The organism is Pararhizobium sp. O133 (genome assembly GCF_051669845.1).
In the GTDB taxonomy this organism is placed as follows: domain Bacteria; phylum Pseudomonadota; class Alphaproteobacteria; order Rhizobiales; family Rhizobiaceae; genus Pararhizobium.
Window position 1 is genome coordinate 81,507 of sequence record NZ_CP196428.1, and the last position, 25,070, is coordinate 106,576.

The window sequence follows — 25,070 nt, forward strand, 5'->3', positions numbered from 1 at the left end:
CTTCCAAGTTTGGGCTGCCAAAAGAAGCCGTCCGCGCAATGCGAACGTGGCCACTCCTTGGCATTCGGAGTAGACGAGCACATGGCCGGGATTTCCCACTAATGCTCGTCGGTCAATAGGCATTGAAAGCCGCTTTGATGGATTCTACGAGCCGCTCCGCGTCGCTGCGGCCAAGGACTAGAGGGGGCCGAATTTTCAGAATATTTGCCCCCGGTCCGATTGCGCTTATCAGGGCCCCGTTTTGACGGAGATGGTTTACCACGTGGCTCGCAAGTCCGGCGTTGGCCTTATCGCCATCGATGCATTCCACAGCAAGGAACAGCCCCGCGCCACGCACTTGTGCGACATCATCACGCCCGGCGGTTACCTCACTAAAGCTCTTGAGGAGGAAATCTCCGACGGTGCGCGAATTTTCCTGTAGGCCTTCCTGCTCAATAACGTCGAGTACAGCCATTCCGGCTGCACAAGCCACCGGGCTGCCGCCGAAAGTGTTGAAGTATCGTGCCTTTGTCCCAAACTCTTCGACGAGCTCAGGTCGTAGTGCGAGCCCGGCTACCGGAAAGCCATTTCCCATCGGTTTACCCAGACTTACCATATCTGGAACAACGTCGTGGCGCTGAAATCCCCAAAAAGTCTCGCCTGTTCGGGCGAAACCTGGTTGCACTTCATCCGCGATAAAGAGTCCCCCCTCAGCTCGAATGAGCTCAACGGCGGGTTTGAGGAAACCCGGAGGATCAACATAGAGCCCATCGCTGGAGAAGATTGTATCAACGACGAACGCAGCAGGCTCGATGCCGTCGCGGCGCATTTCGGCGATGGCTGCGGCGAGGTCGCGAGCGAGTAGCGCTCCCTGTTCCTCCGGTGGGACGCGGTACGAATCTGGCGCGGGGATCAGTCGAACCCTCGGTCCACGATGGACGAATTCACCTAAGGCAGGGGATATTTCCGAAACCGCCTCGGTCACGCCGTGATAGGCGCGGTTCGTCACGATGACGCCCTGTCGCCCAGTGTACGACCGCGCGATCCTCAGTGCGAGGTCATTTGCCTCCGAGCCGGTACAGGTGAACATCATGTGGCCGAGCGCGTCAGGCATGGATCTGAGCAACCTGTCCGCATAGGCGACCACGCCATCATGTAGATATCGGGTATGGGTATTGAGGATGCCGAGCTGGCGTGTGACCGCCTCAACGACCTTGGGGTGGCAGTGCCCCACGGATGTCACGTTATTGTAGGCATCGAGATAGGCTTTCCCCTTGTTGTCATAGAGCCAGACGCCTTCGCCGCGGACAAGATGAAGGGGCTGCTCGTAAAACAGACGATAGGCAGGTCCAAGAACTTGGTTTCGATGCTCGATCAAAGCCACGTCCTCGGCGTCGAGAGCCGACAGGGTATTGGGATCAAACGCATTGACCATGGTCATTGTACATACTCCTGTGTGGCGGAAAGGGCGGCGGCGCGTAACGCGCGCGCGGTCGGGACGACGCCAATTTCGTCGATAACGTCGAGCCCGCGCAGTGATGCGGCGGCGTTTCGCATAATGTAGCTCGCATTTTCAGGATAACGCCTTGCGCGCCACGAGGTGATGGCGAGCGTTGTAAGATGACGCAGCCGGATTAAATCCGGCAACAGCGATAGTTCGTCCTCATCAAGCGGCAGCACGCTGACGTAGCCGCCAACCATATCAGCTGCACGACGCAAAGGTTCCGCGTCATCCGTAATGTGATAGGAGCAAGCGACAGCTAAGTCACAAATGATCGGTGTGTGTACCATATCGCCGAAATCAATGATCCCGGTCAGACGGGACGCATCCACTTGGTCAACCACCAGGTTGTGGGGGTTAAAGTCATTGTGAACGATCTGGGTGCGAAAGTGCGGAAGCTGTGGAGCGATTTCAGCGTCGAAACGGTCGAGTAGCAAGGCTAACCGCGTGCGGAGCTGGCCATTTTCGATGGCTTCCAGCATGGGACGCAGTCTTCCAGCATGCTTGATGTCCCATTGCAGGGCGTGGCCCGCTGCCGGATGAAAAAAGCCGCGCAACGCCTTTGTCAACTGTGCAAGCAGGACGCCAATCTCCCGGTAAACCGTGGACCTCGGATTGGCTGCATGTAACATCGTGCCATCGATAAAGGTCAGCAACCGCGCGACGTGTTCTTGCCCAGATGGTCCCTGGATAATCTCCCAAGGTTCGCCGGACAGGGTTTGGCATATCCGCTGCACGGGCAGTGAAGGATCGACGGCTGCGATATGCGCAAGAGCCGCGGTCTGCATGGCAGTGACATCGCGATCTTCCGCCACGTTTGTGATCTTGAGCAACGCCTGCTCGCCGCTTGTTAGGCGGACGTAGAAGTTGGAATCTCGTTCCGATGATAGCATCCTTATCTCGCCGGAAACGCCAAATACGCGCTTGGCAATATCGCTTGCTTCTTCCGGGGAGATCCCTGGTGGCGCAACCGACAGAAGCGAACTCTCATCGGCGTTTCCGGTCGGAAATGAGGAGAAGCAATCGGTCGAAACAATAAATGGCGGCAGCTCAGAGGAGACGCCAGCTCCGCCCGCTCGAGGATTAATGACCACGGTTGTATCCTTTGGTTATGTATCGGGCCGCACGTCAGACCGAAGAGTTACTGCCGCCGGCAAGGCACTCGCCACCATCAACCACCAGCGCATGACCGGTGATAAAGGACGAGCGGTCCGAGCAGAGAAAGAGGACAGCTTCGGCGATCTCCTCCGGCCGACCGAAGCGGCCCATTGGCACGAGATCGCGCACGACGTTTTCCAAAGCCGCGCGGCCGCCGAGCTGGGCCTCGTACGGACCATTGAACGGCGTATCGACCCAGCCGGGGCAAAGTGCATTCACCCGGATGCCATCGCGGGCGTAGTCCAGTGCGATCTGCTTCGTCATGGTTATAACGGCCGACTTGGTGGTGATATAGGCAAGCATCCCTTTGTCGAGGAACACGCCGGCATTCGAGGCGGTATTGAGGATAACGCCGCCGCCCTGTGCCCGCATGTGCGGCAGCGCCGCCTTGCAGGCCGTGAACTGCGCTACGACGTTGATCTCGTAGCTTTTGCGCATGTCGTCGGCATTTATCGCTTCCAGCGCGCCTCCGATTTGGATCCCGGCGTGATTGTGCAGGATATTGAGAGCGCCGTGTTCGCGGACGAGCTTGGCGAATACCTCGGTGACGGCGGAATCGTCCGCTACATCCATCACGGAGGACGCGGCCAGGCCGCCGGCGGCGAGGATGGCCTGCGCAGTCTCCTCGGCCAGTGCCTCGTCTCGGTCGGTCACCATCACGAAGGCACCGTTGGCCCCAAGGATAAAGGCGGATTGCCGCCCGATACCGGAGCCCGCTGCGGTCACGAGCGCGGTTCTGCCGCTGAGGATCTTTTCGCTCATGGAGTGTCTCCGACATGGCGCAAGCTGCGCTCGGTCTTCGCGTCAAACAGGTGCACGGCCCCGATGTCGATATAGAAGCTACGCACTTCGCCGCGTTCAGGCGCGGTGCCTGGTTGGAGACGCAACGTGACTTCCCGGTCGGCGAGATCACCGATGACGTAGACCTCGGCGCCGCACGGTTCGATCAGCGACGCTGTGATGGTGAAGGTCGGCCAATCGGAACGCCGCGCCTCCAGGTGGAACGCTTCTGGCCTGACGCCGAGCAACACCTCTCGACCGCGTTCCTCCTTCAGGTTAGCGAAGGCTGCCGGAAGAGGGAAGGAGAGGGCACCGTCGACTGAGATGAGGCCATCTTTGATCTTCGCGGGCAGGAGGTTCATGGCTGGGGAGCCGATGAATTTTGCAACAAAGGTGGTGGCTGGGCGATTGTAGAGATCATCGGGCGAGCCGATCTGCTCAATGCTGCCGCCCCGCATGGCGACAATCCGATCAGCAAGCGTCATAGCTTCAATCTGGTCATGAGTAACGTAAATCACGGTCTGCTTCTCTTCCAGATGCATGCGCTTGATCTCGGCTCGCATCGTGGTACGGAGCTGCGCGTCGAGATTGGAGAGAGGCTCGTCAAAGAGATAAACCGCTGGCTCGCGCACCATCGCGCGGCCCATGGCGACACGCTGACGCTGGCCACCGGAGAGGTCCCGGGGCTTGCGTGCTAGCAGGTGTTCGATATGCAGCATCTTTGCCGCTCGGTTAACCTGCTCGTTGATTTCTGCTTGCGGGACCTTGGCTAGCTTTAGGCTGAAGCCCATGTTCTCCGCAGCGGTCATGTGCGGGTAGAGCGCATAGGACTGGAAGACCATTGCGATGTCACGATTGCGCGGCGAAAGATTTGTTACGTCTCTGTCGCCGATGCGGATCGCACCGGCAGTGGTAGTTTCCAGCCCGGCTATCATGCGCAGCAATGTGGTCTTGCCGCAACCTGAAGGCCCGACCAACACGACGAATTCTCCGTTGGCGATGCTCAAATCGAGATCGCGTATGATATCGACGGTGCCAAAGCTCTTAGCAAGCCGAACCACTTCTACCTGGGCCATGCGAAATTTCCTCTTCTAGAATCTCTTTGAAAAAAGGCCGCGTCGTTCACAGACATCGGCAGCCTCTTCAATCAGGTCGGCTATGCGGGTTGCGCCATAGTCGCGCCGCATAAGCACGGCGCGCTCGCGCAGCTCAGTGGCGGATTTTGCGCGGCCGGGACGTAGCAGTTCGTAAGTATCGAGCAGCATGTCCTGCGGGACAGCCACCAGCTCGGCGGCGCGCTCGAAATTCTCGGCCAGACGGTCGCGGTTGGTGGCGCGCGCCACATCGGCCTGCAAACGCAGCGCGTCGGGCGTGATCGCCAGATCTTGGGCGGTGATCCTGCCTTCCAGGACGGCGTCGACCGTGAAATCCTCGAGGCCCAGCCCAGTCTTACTGCGCACCAGATGCGGCGCTTTTTCGGAGAGCGGGTAGAGTTCGCGTGCATCGGTGCTCATGAGTTTCGCTCCGCGCTATTAAAGAACATCTCTTCCGGCTCGGCGCCGGGTTGGGTCATTTCCGTTTCGATTGCGTAAAGTAGCGCCACGCGCGGGTGGAACCGCGCCCCAAGCGCTTGCCCATCATTGGTCACGATAATTGGTTCGGGCGTTTCGCCCCAGGTCATGCGCCCGGCGTTCCGGCCCATAGCGCGGTATTGCTCCAGTGACACCAGCGGTGCGTTGGAAAACAGTTCCAGGTTCATATGCGGCAGCCGGTCGCGATGGTGAATTATCGCGGTTCCCTTTGCCTGTATTCCGATGCCATAGCCCGAGCCCGCGAGATGTGCAGCGCTAAGGCCAAGGAATGACGTGTCCGCCGTATGGCGAATCCGCACTACGCGCGGCATGCCACCACCTTCCAGCACGCCCCGCGTCAGTGCTTCCAGCACGTCGGCTACGGCATGGCCCGCTGTCGTGCGGTGAAGGCGTTCGCCGAAGGCCGGAGAGATGCCGATCACCACCTCGTGGGGGTCTACGCCCTTCTCTGCCTTGCCGATCGCATAGAACTGGGCCGACCCAGTTGGAGGCTCATGGCTGCCTTCCGCGCTGAGGACATGATCGCGATTGATCGTGCCCCTGACTGCTTTCACGCGATTCCATCGCGCCTCGTTCATCCGGTAGCCGGTGCCCGGCCCTGAATAATGGTTCGGCTCGTTCACGGCGCTGACGACCTTGCCGTCGCGCAAAATAGCAGAGGTCTGAAGGTAATCGCCGCTGATGCGCTGGCGCAGCATGTTCATCAGGTTCTCCGCCATTTGGCGATGGCCGCGCAGCGCCAGTGCCCGCACCACGTCGAGCGCCGTCAGGCCGCGCGCGGCTATATCGCGGCTGATCTCCAGGGTGCGGACCGGGGCAAAGGTGACCGTGTCGTTGGACCCGGACGCGTGGATAACGCTGTCTTTCATGTTAGGCTCGGTTTTCGCGAGACCGAGCTCATCCAGCACATCGTCAAGCGCGTCTACCGCCTGACGCCGCACATTAAGTGCGTCCTCCTCGGCTAGCGGAGCAAGCCCGCCATCCACTTCAAAATCTCGCTGCAGGACGAGGTAGTCTTCCATCTCCTCGGCATTGATAAGCGACGGGTTGAAGGAATTGTCATAGGCGCGAATAGAGCCGAAGCCTGAGGTGATGAGGTCCGACCCGGCGAGCAGATAAGGTGTAATCTTCGCGCCGATCCGGATCTCGGATTCCGAAGTTTTCGTGTCATTGCCGGAGGCGCATTCTAGACCTAGCCATACCGCAAGCAGATTCTCCGCCATCAACTCGCGAACGCCGCCAGGCATCGAAGCCGTCAAAGGCGCGCCGTCGACGCCGCCGTTCTGAGTGCCCTGGACGCCCATAGCACGCTGGAGACAAAGACACCGAGCCTCAAGGTAGAGCACCGAGCATTTTTCATGAAAGCCCATCAGTAGTTCGGCCCCAGCACCGGAGGTGCAGCGCGCCTTGATGCCACGTGAGGCATAAGCGGCGGCCAGAAACGTTTTCGACCATGGCGTATCGTCGCCATCAATGAACGTCCGTTCGCTGCCATATACGGAAACGGTCTCCGCATAAGTGGCAAGCCCAGCGAGACCGATCTTGAGTTCCTCGGCCTCCTCGATTGAGCATTGAAACAACGTGCTGCCGCGGCCGGTAGCGGCGCCCACCGTGCAGGCGAGCGCATTGGCCCAGGCGTTGCCTGCCACGCGCATTGTGGTTTCAATCTCGTCAAAACCCAGCGCGACCGCAGTGGCGGAGTCCGCCGCCAGTTGAAGTGGATCGTCCTTTGCATTTGTGACGTGCGCCTGGTTGCCTGGGCTGTGCCGCTGACGCATCTTGGAATAGGCGAAAGTAGCTTCCAGCGCGGAAAGGTCACCTACCACTTGCGCCAGCTTGGCGGGGGTCATGCCGCGCGCTAGCCGCTCCAGCTCCCCGCGGGGTACGTTCACGTCGACAAGCATCCGTGCAACAGCTGTGCTGTCCAGCGCCATGGCTTCCGCCGCGACAGTTCGGTCGATGTGGTGTGCGGCAATGAACGCGTCGAGAATGTCGAAATCGGCGGCTTTGCGTCCGTCCATCTCAAGGATCTCGCCATCTGGTCCGAGTACCAGCCCGGGTTCAGGGTCCCAAGGCGAGTGAAACACGGCAAACCCGTTCTCTGGGCTTTCCTCGGAAAAGCTGTCGAGGCGAAGGGGGCGCTTGTCCCATTCTTGAATGCGCTTCCAGCGCTGTTGATGATCGTGCGTCACATCAGTTCTCCCGCATGATGCGCAACAGAATGACCGTCAGGACAATCACCGCCGCGAGAAGAATGAACGAAACGGCGGCTGCCTGGCCGATATCGAGAAAGCGAAAGCCGAGGCGATAGGCGTAGAAGCTGATCGTCTCGGTAACCTTGCCCGGGCCACCCTGTGTCAGCATGTAGATGAGGTCATAGCTCTTCAACGCAGTGATCATGCGGATGAGAAGCGTTACGAGGATGACGGGCTTGAGCATCGGAAGCGTGACGTGGCGGAGAATTTGAAACGCGTTCGCACCGTCAATGCGTGCTGCCTCAACTGGGTCCTGCGGCAACGATTTCAGCCCGGCATAGAGCATGATCAGCATAAGCGAAGTCTCAGTCCAGACATCGACAAACACCACAGTGGCAAGGGCGAGATTGGGATCACCGAACCAGCCCTGGCCCGGGACGCCGACCAGCGACAGTAGCCAATTGATGATCCCAAGGTTTGGATTGAACATCAGTCGGAACATCAGCGCGACAGCCACCGGAGTCATGAGGATCGGCAGCATCAACACCATGAGATAGAATTCGCGGAACTTCAGCCAGGATTGGTTCAGGAGGAGGGCAAGGCCGAAAGCGAGCAGGAATTCAAGGACAACGACGGTCACCATAAGTTTCATCGTGACCCAGGAGACGCTGGCAAACTCACGCGTCATGATGACAGCGTAGTTCTCGAACCAGACAAGGTCTCCCATGCCGTAGGTGATAATGTACTCGTGCAGGCTGAGCCAAAATGAATAGAGAAGCGGTCCCGCCACCACTAATGCCAACACAATGATTGTCGGCGTCATGAACAGCAGTTTGTAAAATCCCGTCGAGAACCCGTCCGACTTACGGGCCGGGGCCGAGGAGGTTTGGCCTGCGATCTGGCTGGCGCTTGTCATGATTTGGCATCCGTGAAACTTGAGGAGTAAGCGCTGCGGCCGACGAAACGTCCAGCCGCAGCTATTTCGTATGAGGCGACGTTCACTTCAGCAGCGGATCGCCTTTAGTCAGGCGGGCAAACTTGTCCTCAGCATTGGCGACGGCCGTGGCCGCGTCAGTGCCGTTGGCGAGGACGTCACCCATCACCTCGGCGAAGACCTCTACGAGCTGGGTGGCGCGCGACATCACCGGCAGGCCCTTGGCGTGAGCGAGCGCATCGCCGACCGCAGCCATCTGAGGCCAACGCTTGAGGTATTCCGCGTCGTCATAGATCCAGGTCTGGGTCGCCTGACCGCCGGCCAAAGCGCGCTTTTTCGCGATGTCTTTGGATTCCACCCATTTGATGAACTCCCAGGAACAATCTGCATTCGCGGCATTGGTAGGGATCGCCCAGCCCCAAGCGCCAAGCAGGCTGTCCTGGCCAGGCATACGCGCAAAACCCACTTTGTCGACCACCTTGGATTCCTTTGGGTCCTGCAGGGTGGGCATCAGAAACAGGTAGGAGATCGCGAAGACGGCCTTGTCCTGCTTCAACGCATTGGCAACGTCATCGAAATTCGCGCCAAGCGCGCCCGGCTGCGCGGCATTCGAGAGTAGGTCAGCGTAGATTTTCACCGCCTCGATGCCTTCTGGGGAGTTCAGAGAGGGCTCCCAAGACTCGCGGTTGTAGAAGTCACCCCCAAGCGAAAAGACGTAGTTTGTCGCTTCCATTACGACCGGGTCGGCGCGCTGGCCGGCCATTGCGATGCCTACCTTGCCGGTTTGCTGACCCGCCCACTTTGCAACGTCCGCAAATTCCTGGAGCGTCTCGGGAAGGCGCCAGTCGCGGCCAAACTTCTCCTTATACGCGGCCTGGAACGCCGGGTCCTCGACGATGTCCTTCCGGTAGAGCATGCCCATCGCATATTGCCAGAACGGCAACATGTAGGTGGTACCCTTGACCTTGCCATTAATTTCCATCAGCGCGGGATAGTACACCGATGTGTCGATCTTGTCGGCGGCGATGCGTTCGTCGAGGGGCTGGATCCACTTGGCGGTAACGAATTCGCCCGCCCAATAGCTATCCACCGCAAGCACATCGTAGGAGCCTGAGGAGGCGGTCAAGGAGGGCACGAGCTTCTCATGCATCAGAGTGTAGTTGACCGCTTCGATGTTGAGCTTCGCACCCGAGAGCTTCTCAAACTCTGGGCCTACCGCAATCAGCGCGGTGGTATCGGGGACGGTTTCGAGCAAGAGGTTGAGTGTTTTTCCCTTGCAGACGGCGGCAGGATCAGCGAGCGCTGTCGAGGCGGCAAGCAGCGAGGCGGCCATCACGCCAAGCCTGGTTGTGATCATTCGGGGCATGCTTCGATCTCCTTTTTGCGTGTTGAATGCAGGATTGGACCGTCGTCCCGTTTGTCAGTTGGTCAGCCTTTGACCGCTCCGAGGTTCAGCCCCGAGACGAGGAAACGGCGCATAGCGAAATACAGAATTGCCATCGGCAACATGGCGAGAATGGTGGCCGCGCTTACCGCTCCCACAGCTGTACCCTGCTGGGTAACCAGACTGGAAATTGCGACGGGTAGCGTTTTTGACTCATTGCCCGATAACATCAAAGCAAAGAGAAACTCGTTCCAGCTCAGTACAAAGCTGAGAATTGCGGCTGCACCGATGCCCGGCAGTAGCGCTGGAACAATGATGCGGATGAACGCCGTCATAGGTGTGCAGCCGTCAATCAGCGCTGCCTCGTCCAGTTCGCGGGGGACGCGCTTCATAAAGCTCATCAGAAGCCAAACGACATAAGGTAGGTTGAAGGCGAGGTATGTGACGATCAAGCCGGTGCGCGAGTCGGTCAGGCCGATATTCTTGAAGATCAAGAAAAAAGGGATGACCAGGACAATGGGCGGCATCATCTGCGTGGCGAGGATGACGATCGGCATCGCGTTGCCGCCGGCCTTGTAGCGATCGATAGCATAGGCGGCAAACGCGCCGATGACGACCGCGAGCGCCGTGGACGTTAGCGCGATGATCAGGCTGTTTAGAAAGAAGGCGCCAAAGTTCATCTCGAAGATGATCGTTCTGTAGTTATCGAGAGTCGGCGTAAAAAACAGCGCAGGCGGCAGCTGATAGGCGATCACCTTGTCGGCGAATGACGTCCGCAGCACCCAGAGGAGAGGGAGGACAACGAAGAGGGCGCAAACTCCCAGAATGAGATGCGTCATTATCCGTGCGAAGAGTGACGGTTGCACGATTGCTCCTCCGTGTTATAACAAATACCGTATCACGTATATGAGATCATACCCGGCGTTGCTGTCAAGAGGTTTTCCGGCGAACCGACAACGCGCTGAGCGTCCAAGGCGGGGTACGGCGGCCCGCTTTGCCGCCGCGGAGCCGACTCGAAGTCGGTTCGAGGAGACTCGCGCCTACAGTGGAGACATCGTTTAATAGGATCTGCCCAAGGATACGAACGTAGCACCGTGGCGTGCTGGAGTGCAGCGGCGACGCGAGCACATCGCTCTACAGACATCAGCTCCGAAACAGCCACTGGGCTTTTTGCGCAATTGAATGAAGATGGCGACCCATTGCGGAAACCGCGCATGCCCGCAGCAGGCGAATGTTGGTCATAAAGGAATACTGATATGTCGAGAGAATTTTTGGGAAAAGTTGTTCTGGTCACAGGTGCTACATCCGGAATCGGTGCAGCGATCGCGACCGCCTTCGCCGCACTGGGCGCCTCGACGGTGCTGACAGGTCGCAACGTCGATGCCGGCGAAAAGCTGCGAAGTTCCCTCTCTCCGCTCGGCACAGAAGTGTCATTCATCGCGGCCGACATCACTGGGGCTGGCGAGGCGGATCGCATCGTCGCCGAGGTAATCGCCACCTTTGGAAAGCTTGATGTTCTCGTCAACAATGCCGGCATTCTATTTCGCGGGACCTCACTCGACTGCACCGACGAGGAGTGGCTCCGCACGTTTGAGACCAACGTCACCGCAACCTTTCGGATGTCGCGTGCCGCGGTGCGAGTAATGCTCGAGAAGAAGGCCGGTGTGATTGTCAATATTGCATCCGACTGGGGGCTTGTGGGCGCGCAGGGAGCTGTAGCTTATGGCGCAAGCAAGGGAGCTGTCGTGCAATTGACTCGTTCCATGGCACTTGATCATGCACGCGATGGCATTCGCGTGAACGCGATCTGTCCGGGCGACACCGACACCGCCATGCTCCAGAGCGCGCTGCCTGATACCGATCACGAGACGCGGCTTCAGCGTTTGGGAGGGGCTATCCCTTTAGGGCGAGTTGCTCGCCCGGAAGAAATTGCGCGCAGCGTTTGTTTTCTTGCGTCCGACGGCGCGTCCTTCATTACGGGAGCTACGCTTGCCGTCGATGGTGGCAACAGCGCGGGATAGGGCACCCAGCGGACCTTCGAACCGTGGTGGCGGAAGACCGGTCGCATGTCACCTGAAGGCTACAAGGAAACAAGTGCCCGACGGGCTGACGCTAAACTGTATCGGCCCGCCTCATATGTCACGAACCGGCGCCGGGCATCAGCAGGTCTTATGAAGGTAGAAGAAAATCCTCTTTGCCGCGCTCGCGCATCTTTCATATTTTCAGAAAGCTTGCTGGTCGGCGGCCTGCATGAGCGCGGTCCGCTCAGAGGCCGAGGGGCCCATGGGCTTTTGAGGAGAGCGGTACATGGCAAAGCTTTCGGGACGAACAGCATTCGTAACCGGCGCATCGTCGGGCGTCGGCCTCGCTGCGGCTCGCCATCTGGTCGACCAGGGAGCTCGGGTGGCGATTTCAGCCCGTCGGGTCGATATTCTTCGCCATATCGCATCAGAAGCGCCTGACAGTTTCATCGTTGTCCAGACCGACGTAGCCGACGCTGGAAGCGTTGACAACGCGATTGACCATTCCTGGCAGGAACTCGGGCATATAGATTATGTCATCCACGCCGCCGGGATCGTCACGCCAGCGGCAATGGCCGATCTGACCCCGGCGGTTTGGAAGCAGCACATCGATATCAACCTCACGGGCTCCTATAACGTCCTGAGAACGGTGGCGATGAAAATGAGACAGCGAGGTGAAGGGAGCATCGTATCGATTGCTTCCGACCTTTCGTTCAAAGGGCTCGCGAACTACGCACACTACTGCGCGTCGAAAGCGGGACTGGCAGGACTCACGAAGGCCCTGGCGCTTGAACTCGCACCGAGCGTCCGGGTAAACTGCGTTTGTCCTGGTCCAATCGATACCCCGATGATGGATTCCGAGCTTGGGTGGTTCGGTGGCTCTGACGAAGTGCGGGCCGTGGCCGTTGCCGCTGTTCCGCTAAAGCGATTTTCCAGCCCAGAGGAAATTGCGGAGTTTGCAGTTTACGTGGCAGCAAATATGAGGTTCGCCACAGGGAGCATGCTGAGCATCGACGGCGGTACGACAGCGGGGTGAGCCGCCCGACGGCAACGATCGCCAACATGTTCATTGCTAAAAGTCATTCTCCTCCCAGCATGCAAGCCTGGCAGCGGAGGGGGTCAGGCGCTGACCCATAAGACTACGACCCCTGCGATTGTGACGCAGGCTGATTAAGGCCCCTTCGATCGAGAGACGCGCCAGATGATTTCGTCGCGCCGGCGACCATGACTTCTATCTGGTGATTTCCTCGACTGTCAGGCCGCGCGCGATCAAGACCTCTTCCGCAGTACACCCCAGGCTCTTTCTCAAATCGGATATCCCCTGGACTATGTTTTCTATAGTGTTCGGCTCGCCGCGGGCTACAAGAGAAACACGGTGCAGAGACCACAGGCCCAGCGAGCGCTTTCCGATCGATCAACACTATCGCCTCGATTGCAGGCGTTTCCACGCGGCATCGATTGAAATTGAAAAGGACACGTATGGCATCGAGGCTCGTCGCGAAACAGACCACCGACGAACCGCACGACCGCCTTCACTTCCCGGACGAAGATCATGGCGGTGTGTTTAAACATGTCGTTCTCCTGAACGATGATCGGAAGATCGCCTTTGCCGTTCGGACATGCCTAGACCTCGTGCAGGAAGTGCCCGAACTTTTCGCGCTTGGTCCGAAGATAGTCGACACTATGCGACTGGGCGGCCACGATTAGGCTTCTGCGCTCCACCACGTCAATTTTCTCAGCGCGGAGTGCCTCGAGCTTGGCGGGATTGTTGGTCAGCAGGACAATGCTCGATACGCCGAGCAATCGCAGAATCGAAGCCGCGGCCGCGTAGTCTCGGCCGTCAACTGGAAAGCCGAGTTCCAGATTTGCGTCCATCGTGTCGTAACCACGATCCTGAAGTGCGTAGGCGGCGATCTTGTTTCCGATGCCGATTCCGCGACCTTCATGCCCGCGCATGTAGATGAGGCACCCGAGCCTGGCTTGTTGAAAAAATTCCAAGGCGTGCGAAAGCTGCTCACCGCAATCACATCGCAAAGATCCGAAACTTTCGCCCGTCAGGCACTCGGAGTGCACCCGCACCGGTACCTTTTGGCGGCCGAATAGATCGCCGCACGTAAGAGCGACATGCTCAACGCCCGTGCGTTTGCAAACAAACGTGGTTGCCTGGAAGTCCCCGAAGCGAGTTGGCATTTTGGAAGACGACGTCCTGTGAACGACGATCTCGTTCGCCCGCATGTGATGTATTAGATCTTCCATATTCGACAGCACCTTTGATGTCATGACAGCGATCGCGTACGTCTAAGCAAGCCGTAGGTTGCCGCTTAGAGCCATTGCGGTCGCTAGAAAAGCGCTTCCTAGACGGTCGCTGAACTCGTCTCTTCTTTGAGACCGCATTCCGGGATGCGGTATCAAGATCGCTGTTGGCGTGCCGTAAAACCGCCGTTCTGGCCGGAGCAAGAGGCCGGTAAGACGACTTCATTTTCCATTGCATCGCAAAACGAGCTTCAGTCGAAGCGCAGTAAATCCGTAGCCGCATGCGGGTTAAAGTGTTTGAAGAAGCGCCACCTTCGCCCGCTCAGCCAAGAGCTTCCGGGTTGCGTTTGCAGCCTCCCGGCCCTTGTGCACGAAGTGATCCCTGAAGAACGCGATTTGATGTTCATTCTCCTGGAAGGTATGCGGCGTGAGCACGGTGGACAGGACGGGCACGCCAGTATCGAGACTGACACGCATCATGGCGTCCAGAACGGTCCGGGCGACGAAATCGTGACGGTAGATGCCGCCATCGACGACGAACGCCGTCCCAACGACCGCGGCATATCGGTCGGTCCTGATCAGCGTCTGTGCATGCAATGGGATTTCGAGCGCGCCGGGCACATCGACGATCTCGACTTCCTCGCGGTTGCCTCCGAGCTTCTCCCACTCGTCGACGAACGATTCGACGCATCTGTCAACGATGTCCGAATGCCATCGGGCACGGATAACGGCGATCTTTTGTCCTTTCGGATCGAAAGCGATGGTCATGGGCGTCTCCATAATGTCTGTCGCACAGAAGTCATTTCTTGAGTGCTTCCGCGGCCTGCTTCGCCGCGAGGCTGACGAAGCCCTGGCGGTGCCACAAGAGGCAACGATCGGCATCTTGGTTAGGAAGAAGGATGTCGTGGATCTTCGCGATTACGATCGTGTGGCTGTATCCGTCATGCGTCTTGGCTATACGACAATCGAACGCAACAGAGGCCCCGGCTAGCAACGGGGCTCCCGTCTCCTGGAAATTCCACAATGCGCCTTCGAAGCGATCGGGGCCCTTGGCGCGTGCGAAGTGGTCGGCAAACGCCAGCATCGAGTCGGTCAAGACCGACACGCCGAGGAAACCCTGATCGATGATGGTATCGTGAGCGGAGGCGCTTTTGTTGATACAGACAATCAAGGACGGCGGATCGGCGGACAGGCTACACACAGCCGTGGCCATCAGTCCGCAAGGAACACCGTCTTTGATCGAGGTTATTGCTGTGACGGGGCCTGCGAACCGCTGCATGGCCTCGCGAAAATCCTCGGTACTGATCATGGCAGGGCAGTTCCCTAGTTGGCGTCGTGAGTGATGAAACGGGTGTTCATGTAGGCCTCTAGTGCCTCACTGCCGCCTTCGTAGCCATATCCGGAGTCCCGGACGCCGCCGTAAGGCGTTTCGGGCAGCCCAAGCCCGATGTGGTTGATAGACAACATGCCCGCCTGAACCCCTTGCGCGAGCCGTCGCGCATTAGAGGCGCTTGACGTCCAGGCGTAGGATCCGAGACCGAACGGCAGTCGGCCAGCTTCCTCGATTGCCTCGCCGAGATCGGAAAAGGACTTCACCAGAGCTACCGGGCCAAACGGCTCTTCGTTCATCGCCCTCATCTCGGTCGTCACACCCGTAAGCACGGTAGGCTCAAAGAAGAAACCGCTGTTTCCGATGCGGTGTCCTCCCGTCTCGATTTTCGCTCCCTTGCTAACTGCGTCCTCGATCAGCGACTCGACGGCGGCCCTACGGCGTTCGTTGATCAACGGGCCGACCTGGACGCCATCGGCCAGGCCGTCGCCGACCTTAAGAGCCTTCGTCTTTTTCACGAAGGAATCAACGAACTCGTCATGCACGTTGGTCTGGATTAGGAAGCGTGTTGGGGAGATACAGACCTGGCCTCCATTCCTAAATTTTGCGGCAACCAAAGCTGTCGTCGCCGCATCGATATTGGCGTCGTCTGCCACGATGACGGGGGCGTGTCCGCCAAGCTCCATCGTCACCCGCTTCATATGCAGGCCCGCCAACGAGGCAAGGTGCTTGCCAACTTGAACCGAACCCGTAAACGACACCTTGCGGATTACTGGATGCGGAACGAGGAATTCGGAAATCTCCGACGGTGTCCCGAAGACAAGGTTCACAACACCTGCGGGAACACCCGCGTCGTGGAGGCACTGGAAAAGTACCGCCGGTGCGGCAGGAGCTTCTTCCGGACCCTTTATGATGATCGAGCAGCCTGCCGAGATCGCGGGGCCAAGTTTCCGGACGATTTGGCTCATCGGAAAGTTCCACGGGGTGAAACCTACAGCCGGGCCAACCGGGTCCTTGACCGCATACTGCTGGATGCTAACGCCACGAGAAGGGATGACCCGACCATATGTCCGGCGGCCTTCTTCTGCGAACCAGTCAAGCAGGTCCGCGCAGGAGTTTACTTCTAGACGCGATTCGGAAAGTGGCTTTCCTTCGTCCGTGGTCAGAAGACGGGCGGCGTCCTCGAGACGATCACGGAGCAGGGATGCCGCGCGGCGGATGACCTTATAACGTTCGAAAGCAGACGTGGCGCTCCACGTTTTAAACCCCGAGGCGACGGCCTGGACCGCTCTTTCGAGATCCGTCCGCGATGCGTGGGCTACGTTTCCGATTACCTCTCCGTTGATCGGGTTTACGACATCCAGCGTCTTGCCCCCGGAGGCGTCGCTCCACTCTCCGCCAATGTACAGTTTGGTATTCGGATAAGCCATGTAAGTCTCCTTTTCGCAGTGCCATTGGGCCTACCTTGGAGGAGCAAGCCGCGTGCCACTCACCTAACCGGCTGAATTACAAGGCAACTTGGAGCTTAGATGACCTCCCGCTCAAACGTCTCAATTTTGTCTCAAACATGAGACGCACAAGGACGTACTCTCGTCCTTGACTTGACGCAATTTTGGATCACTAATTCGAGCAAATAAGGGAACACCAAAATGCTTGGACCAGACGATCACTTCCGTGTGATTGAGGAGGCTGTGCTGACGACTGCCGGAAGAGGCGAGTGGCGGACGGCCTCGTGGGCGCGCTGTCTTCAGGACTACAAGCTGGATCCCTCGCGCCCCAAACTGGTCGATCTCACCAATAGAGAGCTGCGCGAAGAGCAGGACACTTTCGACGCGGACGTGGCACTGGCGACAAACGAGCTCGAAGCAACGTTGATGATGATCGAGGGCGGTGGCTACAGTGCCCACATAGCCAACCGCAACGGAGTGATTATATCTGAGCGTCGCAGCAGAGATGCCGCGTTCTATTGCAGCACGGACCGGATCGGCGCGGTGTGGAGTGAGGAGGTCGGCGGTACAAACGGTATTGGGACGGCGCTAAAAAATTTAGAACCGACCGCGGTCTACCTCTCGGATCACTTTTATGCCGATCTAACCGGTCAAGCGTGCGCGACAGCTCCCTTCTTTGGGCCGGACGGCAACATACTCGGCGTCGTCAACCTTTCGACGTACAATCCGGGCGTACCCCAGTTGGCGCATCGTGTGGTATTTGGCGTCGCCCAGATCACTGCGGATCGGCTCGAGACCACATATTTTCGGAACGCGTTCCGGAAATACTACACACTAGCTGTCAGTACCGAACAACGATCGCCGACCATCTTCGCCGTCGACAGCGACTGCCGTATCGTAGGCGCGACACGGAATGCCAGACGCCTCTTCAAGCTGGAGGAATCTGCGATCGGAACGCGAACGCTCTGGGCCGTTTTTGAAAAGATCAAAGGAAATCCCCCGCTCGACTATCTGTGCGACAATCTACGCGAACTCCGGCCGCTGGGTAGCGGAAAGGTCATCGACGTGAACCTCAGGCGACCGCTATCGGTTCTGCCGGCTTCGATCACGTCGCTTGCCGCCGGCGCGACAACCAAGATTGCTAAGCCGAAGCTCGGGAAGAAGATTACCTCGCTAGCCGAGTGTGCGGGCAACGACCGCAATATGAAGCGGAACATCGATGTCCTGAGGAAGGTATTCGGCAGCGGGCTGCACATGCTGCTCCTCGGCGAAACGGGGGTTGGAAAAGACACGCTTACCCGTGCCCTGCACTACGAGAGCGAACGGGCTACGGGCCCCTTCGTTGCGTTCAACTGCTCCGCTGTCCCGGAGACGCTCATAGATAGCGAGCTTTTCGGATACAGCGGCGGCGCGTTCACCGGGGCAAGCAAGGAGGGAAATGTCGGGCGGATTGTAGAAGCGGATAAGGGTACACTTTTCCTCGATGAAATTGGGGATATGCCGCTCCCTCTGCAGACACGACTCCTGCGGTTCCTTGAAACTCAGGAGGTCATGCCGCTGGGCTCCGGCCGTGCGCGCACCGTCGATGTCCAGGTTGTCGCAGCGACCCACCAGGATCTTAACTCGAAGGTTGCTGCGGGCACATTCCGACAGGACCTCTTCTATCGCCTCGCAGGGACCATAGTGACATTGCCCGCGCTGCGTGATCGAGAAGACCTCGAAACAATCATCGGCAATTTGATGGAACAGTTTTCCGAGGATGTCGAGATTTCGTTATCGGACCGCGCTATGAAGATTTTGCTGGCCCACTCCTGGCCAGGTAATATTCGCGAGTTGCGCAACGTCCTCACGCGCGCGGCCAAGCTGGCCACCCGCGGCCTGATAGAACCGAACGACCTGATGCTTGTGCCCACTCCCGTCTCGGCCGTTCCCCCGCCTTCGTCAATGCCCACAGCGGTCACTTCGTCCGGAGAAGTGAGGGAAGTGCGAGTACGACGTCCGACGTCGCCGCTAGCCGGACGAAAGCGGCAAATGACGCCGTACAAGGCGGCGGCGGCCGAAGCCGAGAAGGTCGCGCTCGCAACTGCCATGGAACGGTTTGGCCGCGATCCCATAGCGTGCATGGAAGCACTCGGTATCAGCAGGGCCACGTTCTACCGAAAACTCAAGCAGCATGGCCTGGTTCTCGGTGAGCACGAGGATCCGTGAGGTGCGGCGCTGGCCTCGCGGCCAGCAGCGCCAATTTCAAACGGCAGCCTGAAGCGCGATCTCGATCAATATTTCGTCGGCGGCGAGATTGGACTCGACCGTAGCCCGGGCAGGAAGCGCGTCTTCCGGTATCCAGGATTCCCAGAGTGCATTCATCGGCGCAAAGTCGCGCTTGATGTTCCGGAGCCAGATCTGGGCAAAGAGTATCTTCGACTTGTCGGTGCCAGCAACACCGAGCAGGTGGTCGATCCGGTCTAGCAACTGCAGGGTCTGCCCTTCGATACCCTGGGAGCGGTCAGTCGGGACCTGCCCGGTGACATACGCAATGCCATTGTGGACGAGCACGTGGCTCAGACGTTTGCCGTTGGGTTCAAAGCGGTGAATGGTCATAGTGCTCTCCAATTCTGTATCAACGGGTCCCGACACGCATTCCCATGACGCGTGGCAAGTTCGAGATCGCTTGGGCGATAAGCGGCTGGCGGCGACCAGCGTCCTCGGCGTCTTCACAACGGACGATGGCATCGCGCACCATCGTGCCGCCCACAAAGCGGAATGGCTCGATCGGGAAGGTCATCCGATTTCGCGAGCAGAAAGCCGACGTCGTCCATTCGTCTTTCTGGTTCAAGATGAGGGACGAAAGGCATTCCCCGGCGATAACCGTGGCATTGACGCCATGCCCCGAGTAACCGGAACCGTAGTGGATCCGGCTTCCCTGCAACGTGCCGAAATAGGGGAGGCGGTCCGAAGTGACTTCAATCGGATATCCCCAACTCGTGGCCACGCCGCCACTCATACCGGGAAAGAACCGTTGGAGCCCGATAGCTGCCCGTCGAGCGCTTGCCCCGTCATTGCGTAACTTCTCCGAGTTGTGCGCGCTTCCCCATTCAAGCGGTCCAGAACCCGATCCCATAAGAACCCGCCCGTCGTTCGTCCGTCGGAAATAGTGCGTGAACATGCGGAGGTCCGCGAGCCCGCGCGCCTTTCGATAATTGATGCTTTCTAAATATTCGGGATCGGGATCAGACATCACTGGAAAGCTGGAGAAAAGCGTGGTTGACTTGGCAACCGGGCTCAGTCCCATCGTTCCAGTATACGTGGCGAGTACAACATCGCGCGCGGTCACTGCACCGCGGTCCGTTTCAACGAAATTCACGGATCCCTTTTGGACACGCCGTACGGGGGAATTCTCGAAAATCGATATTCCTGCGTCCAACGCAGCCTGACGCAACTCATGGACCAATCGTCCCGGGTTTACCGTTGCGCCTTCTGTAAACAACAGCCCTTCTAGGAACCTCGGCGAGTTACAGAGTTCTCTGAGTTCCCCTTGCGGCAATTGACGGAGAGTGTCACCCAAGCCCAGGTCTCGTGCGGTGCGGACAAACTCGCGGATTTTCTTTACCTGAGCGGGCGAGGTGGCGACGCGTAGATACCCCTCTTCGACCCACCATACGTCCCGTCTATGTGCCGTGGCGAATTTTCGAAGACGACCCTGAGCCACGGTACCCAGACGCGCAGCTTCGATGCTCTTGTCGGCGCCGAAGATCGGTAAAAGGGTAGGGAGCGCCCCCCAGTATCCATGGACGTTGCCCCCATTTCGAGAGCTCGCCCCATCGCCGCATCGATATGCGTCGAGGATGGCGACCCGAAGCTGAGGATTTCGCTCTTTCAATATGAGCGCCGTCCAGAGGCCAGTAAAACCGCCTCCAACGATGGCGACATCGACGTCCATCCTCGATGTCAGCGGCGGTTGCCTTGGCGTACCGAAAAGACTGCGGACGTCCTTCTGCCACCACGAGAACTCCCGCTCAACATCTGAGCGAACTGCTGCCAGCAAGTCCATGACCAAACTCCAGCTCTCAAGCGGCCGAAAACTTGTTGCCACGGATGAAATCCGCTGCCCGCTCACCCACCATGATCGCCGGCGCGTTCAGGTTTCCAGACGGAACGCGGGGGAGGATCGAAGTGTCTGCAACGCGCAGCCCCTCGATGCCGCGAACTCGGAGCTGGGTGTCTACGACGGCCATGTCATCAGTCCCCATCTTGCACGCGCCCGATGGGTGAAGAGCGCCTTGCCCCGTTGCTCGGACGAACTCCATACGCTCGGCCTTCGTCTTCAGAATGCCTCCAGGGCGGAACGGGTGTGACACGTACTTAGAAAGTGACCTTTGCTGGAGGATTTCCTGGCCGATGCGAACACCTTCCGCGAGGCATTCCACATCATACTCCTCGGCGCAGTAGCGGGGATCGACAGCCGGAAAGACGTTCGGATCAGCGCTGCGGAGCTTGACGAAGCCCCGCGACCGAGGACGCGACTGGTAGACGTTCGTCGTGCATCCGTTGCCACTCGGAGTGGAGTCGGACCCTTCTTCGACGCCCGCTCCCGGCAGGAAGTGGTACTGGAGGGTCGGCAGCTTGTCGTCTTCCGCTCCGTACCAGCAAAGCCCCCCTTCGCAGACGTTTGACGTGACGGGACCGTTCCGGAACAAGGCGTATTGCAGCCCCGCCCAGGCCTGCCAGCGTAGTTTTTTGTATTTGTCGTAGCTATGAGCACCCGTCAACTCGTAGATCAGGAACATGTCGAAATGGTCCTGAAGGTTCTGGCCGACACCCGGAAGGTCATGCTTCACGTCAACGCCGATCTCCTTGAGATGATCGGCTGGGCCAATGCCCGAAAGAAGCAACAGATGTGGCGAACCAATGGCACCGGAGCATACCACTACCTCCTGTGAGGCCATCGCCCGCGTCACCTGACCTTTATGAAAGTACTCGACGCCGACGGCGCGGTTGTTCTCGATAATGATCCGGAGGGCCTTGGTCTTGGTTTGAACCGTGAGGTTTTTACGCTTGCGCGCGGGCTTGAGGTACGCCGCAGCGGCGCTGCAACGGAGTCCGTCCTTCATCGTGACCTGGTAGAAACCGACACCGGCCTGGTCACCAGAGTTGAAGTCGGGATTGAAGTTGATGCCTAGTTCCTGTGCCGCCCGCACCCATGCCTTCGTGAGGTAATGCGTGTGGCGTTGGTCGGATACACTGAGCGGACCTTCGGTCCCGTGGACATCTCCGGAAAATCGCTCGTTGCTTTCCGCCTTCTTGAAATACGGAAGCACGTCGTCGTAGCCCCAGCCCGTGCAGCCGTCGGCTTCCCACTGATTGTAGTCGCTGGGAATTCCGCGCATGTAGACCATTGCGTTGACAGAGCTTCCGCCACCCAGAACCCGCCCCTGCACAAACTCGGGAGTAACCCCGCCCTGATGATGCTGCGGTTCGAGCTTGTAGCGGGTGAGCATGTTACTCTTCGAAGTCTTATAATACGTCACCGGAAGATGAATATAAGGGCTCCAGTCGCGGTCGCCCTGCTCGAGAAGCAAAACCTTGCTGTCAAAGTCTTCGCTAAGCCGTGACGCGATAGTACAACCCGCCGAGCCGCCACCGACGACAATATAATCGTACATTTTGAGATCCTATAAATTTCTGCTTCAGCTCGCGAGAACGACGACCGACGCCGGGTCCCAACGCAAGGACACCGGGCTACCGACGCCGAAACGAATTCCGGCTGCTGCGCGATGCTCCTGACATTTCAGTAGTGCCCCCGTCTCGTGACGGACCTTGTACACAACCCGGCTGCCGATGAAGACGACATCTTCCACATTGCCTTCCACCCGGTTCACCGTTTCGGAATGCCCGTCGGATGCGGCGATGCTGATCGCCTCCGGCCGGATAGAGACGTGCACGGGTGTGCCCGCGCGCAGGCTGCTCGCTGCAACCTGCGCGGCCCCGATTGGCAGTTCGACCAGAGCGCCGGACGCGTCCGACGACTTGACCTTCCCATCGAGAAGATTGGTGTCCCCGAAGAACTTCGCGCAGAACAACGTCTTGGGCGCGCCATACATCTCGTCCGGCGTTCCGATTTGCTCGATGGTACCCTTGTTCATGAGCACTACGCGGTCCGACAGGATCATCGCCTCATCCTGGTCGTGCGTAACGTAGATGAACGTAGTCCCGGTTTCGGTGTGAATACGCTTGAGCTCGTCGAGCATGTGATGGCGAATCTTGAGGTCGAGCGCCGCAAGAGGTTCATCAAGCAAGAGAACCGAGGGCTTGTTCACCAGCGCACGCGCCAACGCCACGCGCTGGGCTTGACCACCGCTTATCTCGCCGATCCACCTGCTGGAGAACTCCTCGAGCTGTACCAGCTTCAACATGGCCGTCACCTGGTCGTTCACCTGCGACTTGGGAACGCCTTTCAGGCGAAGGCCAAAAGCGACGTTGTCGAAGACATCAAGGTGGGGGAAAAGCGCGTAGCGCTGGAAAACCATGTTGACTGGCCGTTTCTCGGGCGGCACTCGCGTTACATCTCGTCCGGAAATCACAACGTCGCCAGATGTCGCGTCCTCGAAACCCGCAACGATCCTCATGAGGGTCGACTTTCCGCAGCCGCTCGGCCCAAGCAAGGTGAGGATTTCCCCCTTTTTTACGGTCAGGTTTATGTTTTCTAAAGCTGTAAAGATGCCGAAGGACTTGGTGATATTGTTCAACTCGACAATGTTCTGAGACATGACGATCCCCTTATTCATTCGTGTCGCGCGCGGCGACAGCTCGTTTTCTTTGAAGCCAGAGAGTGAAACCGCCCGCTGCCAGAACGGCAATTGAAAGTGCCAACGCGATAACGCTGGCAGCATTGATCGAGGGATCGACGGTGCGCCGCATCATCGACCAGATGTAAAGCGGAAGCGTCGTGTCATTGCCGCTCACGAAAACCGTGACAATGAACTCGTCGAACGAAAGGGCGAACGAGAGGATGGCCGCTCCGGCAATGGTGGGCGCGAGGATTGGAATGGTCACCATTCGGAAGGTCTGGAACTGCGAGGCTCCGAGATCGCGAGCAGCTTCTTCCAGCGACTGGTCGAAATAGTTGACGCGCGAGCGCATAGTCTCCACGAAGAACGGCAGTGTGCAGAGAACGTGAGCGATCGTGACCGTAATGAGCGACCGCGCGAGCCCGATCTGAGCAAACAGCGTTACGAGCGCGATACCAATAAAGAGACCCGGTAGACCGATCGGGGCGAAATTCAGCCACTCGAATGCGGATTTGTGGTTACGCCTCATCCGGATGAGCGCTAAGGCCGCCATCGTTCCTAGTATCGTGGTCACGGCGGCGGTAAAGAACCCTACCTTTAGACTGTTGAGAAGCGATGCCACGAAGTCAGGCTTCGAAACCAGTAGTTCGTACCACCGCAGACTAAGCCCCTGCAGGGGGAATGTCAGGGCGGGACTCGCGTGAAAGCTGAACAGGATGATGATCGCGATCGGGGCGAACAGGAAGAATAGGTAAGCAGAGAGATAAGCCCGTAGCATATCGATCACCCGTGATAGCGCCGGCCAGGCGCGAGCTTTAGAATCTTCAGCGTCATAGTGAACACGATGTAGACGCCGATGAAGGTTGCCAAGAGCGTGAAGGCCATGGCTGATCCCAGCGGCCAGTTTCCGGCGCTGCGGAACTGATTGGCAATGAGGAGACCGCTGGTTACACCGTCTCTGCCGCCAAGTAGCTGCGGAGTGATGTAGTCGCCAGCGGCAAGGATAAACGTGAACATGAACGAGCCGACGATCCCTTTGTAAGCCATGGGCATGATGACCTTCACGAACACCCCAGCCTTCGTGGCGCCGAGATCGCGAGCAGCATCCAAGTAGTCCTGTTTGACGTCGCGTAGGGACGCGACGAGTATGAGGAGAGAGAACGGCAGCATGATGTGGATCAGCGTCAGGACCGACGCAAACGGGCTGAAGAGGATGACCTCGAGCGGCTGCGAAATTATCCCGCTACCCATGAGCAGCGAGTTGATCACGCCGTTTGTGCCGAGAATCGTCCGCCAAGCATAGACGCGGACCAGATAGCTGGAAAACCAGGACAGCAGCACCAGATACATGATGATGTTGCTTCTGGTCCTGTAGACAAGGAAGTAAGCCACCGGAAAGCTGAGGATCACGGAGAAAGTCGCGGTGAAGAAGCCGTTCTTCATTCCGACCCAAGTCGCTTGCCAGAAGCCAGCCGCAGACAAAATCCTGGCATAGTTGTCGAGATTCCAAACGGGTTCGATCACAAAGGAACGAGCCGTGAAAAAGCTCGTCACGAATAGGAGGACCACCGGTAAGATGAAGAAAACGAGCAGAAATCCGAACGGCAGACCTGCGAGTGCGAAACCCGGCGCGAGGCTGAACCCGGACGATCGCGGGGTGACCGCATTGTGCTTCTCGACGTAGTCAGCGGCAGTCGCCATGAGCGTACA

General features: G+C 58.5%; 22 protein-coding genes. 3 read left to right on the plus strand and 19 right to left on the minus strand.

What is annotated here, in order from left to right:
* Positions 1–112: 112 nt before the first annotated feature.
* From ACST81_RS25240 to ACST81_RS25280, 9 genes are all read right to left on the minus strand, one after another.
* The gene (locus tag ACST81_RS25240) at positions 113–1,420 is read right to left on the minus strand and encodes an aspartate aminotransferase family protein (RefSeq protein WP_142859799.1); all 1,308 of its coding nucleotides are present in this window, start codon (positions 1,418–1,420) and stop codon (positions 113–115) included.
* On the minus strand, positions 1,417–2,574 hold the full coding sequence (locus ACST81_RS25245) for a phosphotransferase (protein ID WP_142859797.1): 1,158 nt from the start codon (positions 2,572–2,574) through the stop codon (positions 1,417–1,419). Before ACST81_RS25245 ends, ACST81_RS25240 begins: the two co-directional genes overlap by 4 nt.
* Positions 2,575–2,608: 34 nt before the next feature.
* Entirely contained in the window at positions 2,609–3,400 is a 792-nt protein-coding gene (locus tag ACST81_RS25250; protein ID WP_142859795.1) for an SDR family NAD(P)-dependent oxidoreductase, read from the minus strand.
* Entirely contained in the window at positions 3,397–4,494 is a 1,098-nt protein-coding gene (locus tag ACST81_RS25255; protein ID WP_142859793.1) for an ABC transporter ATP-binding protein, read from the minus strand. Before ACST81_RS25255 ends, ACST81_RS25250 begins: the two co-directional genes overlap by 4 nt.
* A gap of 15 nt (positions 4,495–4,509) precedes the next feature.
* On the minus strand, positions 4,510–4,932 hold the full coding sequence (locus tag ACST81_RS25260) for a diol dehydratase small subunit (RefSeq protein ID WP_142859791.1): 423 nt from the start codon (positions 4,930–4,932) through the stop codon (positions 4,510–4,512).
* Positions 4,929–7,202, minus strand: a complete 2,274-nt coding sequence (locus ACST81_RS25265; RefSeq protein ID WP_206666274.1) for a propanediol/glycerol family dehydratase large subunit — start codon at positions 7,200–7,202, stop codon at positions 4,929–4,931. The genes ACST81_RS25260 and ACST81_RS25265 overlap by 4 nt, the downstream gene beginning before the upstream one ends.
* A 1-nt stretch (position 7,203) precedes the next feature.
* Entirely contained in the window at positions 7,204–8,121 is a 918-nt protein-coding gene (locus ACST81_RS25270) for a carbohydrate ABC transporter permease (RefSeq protein WP_142859790.1), read from the minus strand.
* An 82-nt stretch (positions 8,122–8,203) separates the two neighbouring features.
* The gene (locus ACST81_RS25275; RefSeq protein WP_142859788.1) at positions 8,204–9,505 is read right to left on the minus strand and encodes an extracellular solute-binding protein; all 1,302 of its coding nucleotides are present in this window, start codon (positions 9,503–9,505) and stop codon (positions 8,204–8,206) included.
* Positions 9,506–9,567: 62 nt separating this feature from the next.
* Entirely contained in the window at positions 9,568–10,362 is a 795-nt protein-coding gene (locus ACST81_RS25280; RefSeq protein ID WP_142859786.1) for a carbohydrate ABC transporter permease, read from the minus strand.
* 417 nt (positions 10,363–10,779) lie between these two features.
* Between ACST81_RS25280 and ACST81_RS25285 the strand changes: the two genes are divergently transcribed.
* Together ACST81_RS25285 and ACST81_RS25290 are read left to right on the plus strand one after the other, a co-directional pair.
* A complete protein-coding gene (locus ACST81_RS25285) occupies positions 10,780–11,544 on the plus strand; it encodes an SDR family NAD(P)-dependent oxidoreductase (RefSeq protein ID WP_142859785.1) in 765 nt (254 codons plus the stop codon).
* Between the two features lie 286 nt (positions 11,545–11,830).
* Positions 11,831–12,580 carry an SDR family NAD(P)-dependent oxidoreductase gene (locus ACST81_RS25290; protein WP_142859783.1) on the plus strand — a complete coding sequence of 250 codons (750 nt, stop codon included), beginning with the start codon at positions 11,831–11,833 and terminating at the stop codon, positions 12,578–12,580.
* A gap of 587 nt (positions 12,581–13,167) precedes the next feature.
* Here the strand turns inward: ACST81_RS25290 and ribA are convergent.
* From ribA to ACST81_RS25310, 4 genes are all read right to left on the minus strand, one after another.
* Complete coding sequence (ribA, locus tag ACST81_RS25295; protein ID WP_142859781.1) at positions 13,168–13,824, minus strand: GTP cyclohydrolase II; 657 nt, start codon at positions 13,822–13,824, stop codon at positions 13,168–13,170.
* Positions 13,825–14,085: 261 nt separating this feature from the next.
* Entirely contained in the window at positions 14,086–14,565 is a 480-nt protein-coding gene (locus ACST81_RS25300) for a 6,7-dimethyl-8-ribityllumazine synthase (protein ID WP_142859779.1), read from the minus strand.
* A gap of 31 nt (positions 14,566–14,596) precedes the next feature.
* On the minus strand, positions 14,597–15,106 hold the full coding sequence (locus ACST81_RS25305; RefSeq protein ID WP_142859777.1) for a flavin reductase family protein: 510 nt from the start codon (positions 15,104–15,106) through the stop codon (positions 14,597–14,599).
* A gap of 14 nt (positions 15,107–15,120) precedes the next feature.
* Positions 15,121–16,557, minus strand: a complete 1,437-nt coding sequence (locus tag ACST81_RS25310; protein WP_142859775.1) for an NAD-dependent succinate-semialdehyde dehydrogenase — start codon at positions 16,555–16,557, stop codon at positions 15,121–15,123.
* 219 nt (positions 16,558–16,776) lie between these two features.
* Between ACST81_RS25310 and ACST81_RS25315 the strand changes: the two genes are divergently transcribed.
* A complete protein-coding gene (locus ACST81_RS25315; protein ID WP_142859774.1) occupies positions 16,777–18,783 on the plus strand; it encodes a sigma-54-dependent Fis family transcriptional regulator in 2,007 nt (668 codons plus the stop codon).
* Positions 18,784–18,819: 36 nt separating this feature from the next.
* Here the strand turns inward: ACST81_RS25315 and ACST81_RS25320 are convergent, their stop codons facing one another.
* Genes ACST81_RS25320 through ACST81_RS25345 form a run of 6 tightly spaced genes read right to left on the minus strand, consistent with a single transcriptional unit; the run spans position 18,820 to position 25,061 of the window.
* Positions 18,820–19,173 carry a RidA family protein gene (locus ACST81_RS25320; protein WP_142859772.1) on the minus strand — a complete coding sequence of 118 codons (354 nt, stop codon included), beginning with the start codon at positions 19,171–19,173 and terminating at the stop codon, positions 18,820–18,822.
* A gap of 19 nt (positions 19,174–19,192) precedes the next feature.
* Complete coding sequence (locus ACST81_RS25325; protein ID WP_142859770.1) at positions 19,193–20,623, minus strand: NAD(P)/FAD-dependent oxidoreductase; 1,431 nt, start codon at positions 20,621–20,623, stop codon at positions 19,193–19,195.
* 16 nt (positions 20,624–20,639) lie between these two features.
* The gene (locus tag ACST81_RS25330) at positions 20,640–22,235 is read right to left on the minus strand and encodes a GMC family oxidoreductase (protein ID WP_142859768.1); all 1,596 of its coding nucleotides are present in this window, start codon (positions 22,233–22,235) and stop codon (positions 20,640–20,642) included.
* A gap of 24 nt (positions 22,236–22,259) precedes the next feature.
* The gene (locus ACST81_RS25335; protein WP_142859766.1) at positions 22,260–23,339 is read right to left on the minus strand and encodes an ABC transporter ATP-binding protein; all 1,080 of its coding nucleotides are present in this window, start codon (positions 23,337–23,339) and stop codon (positions 22,260–22,262) included.
* 10 nt (positions 23,340–23,349) lie between these two features.
* Positions 23,350–24,138 (minus strand): ABC transporter permease, encoded by a 789-nt coding sequence (locus ACST81_RS25340; protein ID WP_142859764.1) that lies wholly within the window; start codon positions 24,136–24,138, stop codon positions 23,350–23,352.
* 5 nt (positions 24,139–24,143) lie between these two features.
* On the minus strand, positions 24,144–25,061 hold the full coding sequence (locus tag ACST81_RS25345; RefSeq protein WP_142859762.1) for an ABC transporter permease: 918 nt from the start codon (positions 25,059–25,061) through the stop codon (positions 24,144–24,146).
* Positions 25,062–25,070: the final 9 nt, after the last annotated feature.

Coding starts and splice junctions, on each gene's coding strand:
- ACST81_RS25255 (WP_142859793.1), bottom strand. CDS start 4,494: ATGGCCCAGGTAGAAGTGGTTCGGCTTGCTAAGAGCTTTGGCACCGTC.
- ACST81_RS25330 (WP_142859768.1), bottom strand. CDS start 22,235: ATGTACGATTATATTGTCGTCGGTGGCGGCTCGGCGGGTTGTACTATC.
- ACST81_RS25335 (WP_142859766.1), bottom strand. CDS start 23,339: ATGTCTCAGAACATTGTCGAGTTGAACAATATCACCAAGTCCTTCGGC.
- ACST81_RS25250 (WP_142859795.1), bottom strand. CDS start 3,400: ATGAGCGAAAAGATCCTCAGCGGCAGAACCGCGCTCGTGACCGCAGCG.
- ACST81_RS25305 (WP_142859777.1), bottom strand. CDS start 15,106: ATGATCAGTACCGAGGATTTTCGCGAGGCCATGCAGCGGTTCGCAGGC.
- ACST81_RS25260 (WP_142859791.1), bottom strand. CDS start 4,932: ATGAGCACCGATGCACGCGAACTCTACCCGCTCTCCGAAAAAGCGCCG.
- ACST81_RS25280 (WP_142859786.1), bottom strand. CDS start 10,362: ATGACGCATCTCATTCTGGGAGTTTGCGCCCTCTTCGTTGTCCTCCCT.
- ACST81_RS25285 (WP_142859785.1), top strand. CDS start 10,780: ATGTCGAGAGAATTTTTGGGAAAAGTTGTTCTGGTCACAGGTGCTACA.
- ACST81_RS25300 (WP_142859779.1), bottom strand. CDS start 14,565: ATGACCATCGCTTTCGATCCGAAAGGACAAAAGATCGCCGTTATCCGT.
- ACST81_RS25320 (WP_142859772.1), bottom strand. CDS start 19,173: ATGACCATTCACCGCTTTGAACCCAACGGCAAACGTCTGAGCCACGTG.
- ACST81_RS25290 (WP_142859783.1), top strand. CDS start 11,831: ATGGCAAAGCTTTCGGGACGAACAGCATTCGTAACCGGCGCATCGTCG.
- ACST81_RS25325 (WP_142859770.1), bottom strand. CDS start 20,623: ATGGACTTGCTGGCAGCAGTTCGCTCAGATGTTGAGCGGGAGTTCTCG.
- ribA (WP_142859781.1), bottom strand. CDS start 13,824: ATGACATCAAAGGTGCTGTCGAATATGGAAGATCTAATACATCACATG.
- ACST81_RS25310 (WP_142859775.1), bottom strand. CDS start 16,557: ATGGCTTATCCGAATACCAAACTGTACATTGGCGGAGAGTGGAGCGAC.
- ACST81_RS25275 (WP_142859788.1), bottom strand. CDS start 9,505: ATGCCCCGAATGATCACAACCAGGCTTGGCGTGATGGCCGCCTCGCTG.
- ACST81_RS25345 (WP_142859762.1), bottom strand. CDS start 25,061: ATGGCGACTGCCGCTGACTACGTCGAGAAGCACAATGCGGTCACCCCG.
- ACST81_RS25270 (WP_142859790.1), bottom strand. CDS start 8,121: ATGACAAGCGCCAGCCAGATCGCAGGCCAAACCTCCTCGGCCCCGGCC.
- ACST81_RS25240 (WP_142859799.1), bottom strand. CDS start 1,420: ATGACCATGGTCAATGCGTTTGATCCCAATACCCTGTCGGCTCTCGAC.
- ACST81_RS25315 (WP_142859774.1), top strand. CDS start 16,777: ATGCTTGGACCAGACGATCACTTCCGTGTGATTGAGGAGGCTGTGCTG.
- ACST81_RS25340 (WP_142859764.1), bottom strand. CDS start 24,138: ATGCTACGGGCTTATCTCTCTGCTTACCTATTCTTCCTGTTCGCCCCG.